This window comes from Geofilum rhodophaeum (genome assembly GCF_002210225.1).
In the GTDB taxonomy this organism is placed as follows: domain Bacteria; phylum Bacteroidota; class Bacteroidia; order Bacteroidales; family Marinilabiliaceae; genus Geofilum; species Geofilum rhodophaeum.
In genome coordinates this window covers 1-596 of the sequence record NZ_MWUJ01000078.1, presented here as the reverse complement: position 1 = coordinate 596, position 596 = coordinate 1, and the positions used below count along the sequence as shown (strand labels likewise).

General features: G+C 39.6%; 1 protein-coding gene. It reads left to right on the top strand.

All coding sequences use genetic code 11. The features are described from left to right. A partial coding sequence (locus tag B4W65_RS17535) for a hypothetical protein (protein WP_205741332.1) occupies window positions 1-207 on the top strand: 207 nt, incomplete at its 5' end. Window positions 208-596 lie beyond the last annotated feature (389 nt).

The window sequence follows — 596 nt, the reverse complement described above, 5'->3', positions numbered from 1 at the left end:
GTTAAGTTGAAAAAACATAACTTTATAACCGATACGGGTATCATTAGAAAAAAGAAAATAGCGACGTTCAAGGCCCAGATTGCAATAGCTGCGCTCAAGGAGCGTGAGTCATTAGCTGAACTAGCTATTATCCCACTTTGTGCCATGCCATTCACTTATCAAACCTTCGTTTTCGCAATGGCAACACTTCCAATGGATTTCATTTGAAGGGACAATCCCAACCCACACTAATCCATGACATCCCTTTTCAAAGCACCTGATCTCACTCGGAGTCAATTTGAGAGAAAGACTTTTGGTGGTTGTGTCGATTACCAAGACCAGAAAATTCGCGAGTTCTCTGGCTTCTTTGGGCATCTGTTTTGGCACATTCCCTGTTTCATCAAGGAAGTGGGTTATGTTAGAGATAAACATATATTCAAAATTGTTTCAATAATTACTGATTGTTTTGGAATAATAAGATGGCTATCGCCTCTTTTTCTCCAATGCTTGTTTCTTTTTTAGCAGCTCTCCCTTCAGTTGACTTTCCATTTCCTTTTCGGTAACCAGCTGTTTAAGGGCAAGGTTATCTATTGTAACTACTCAGGTGGCTAATTTAG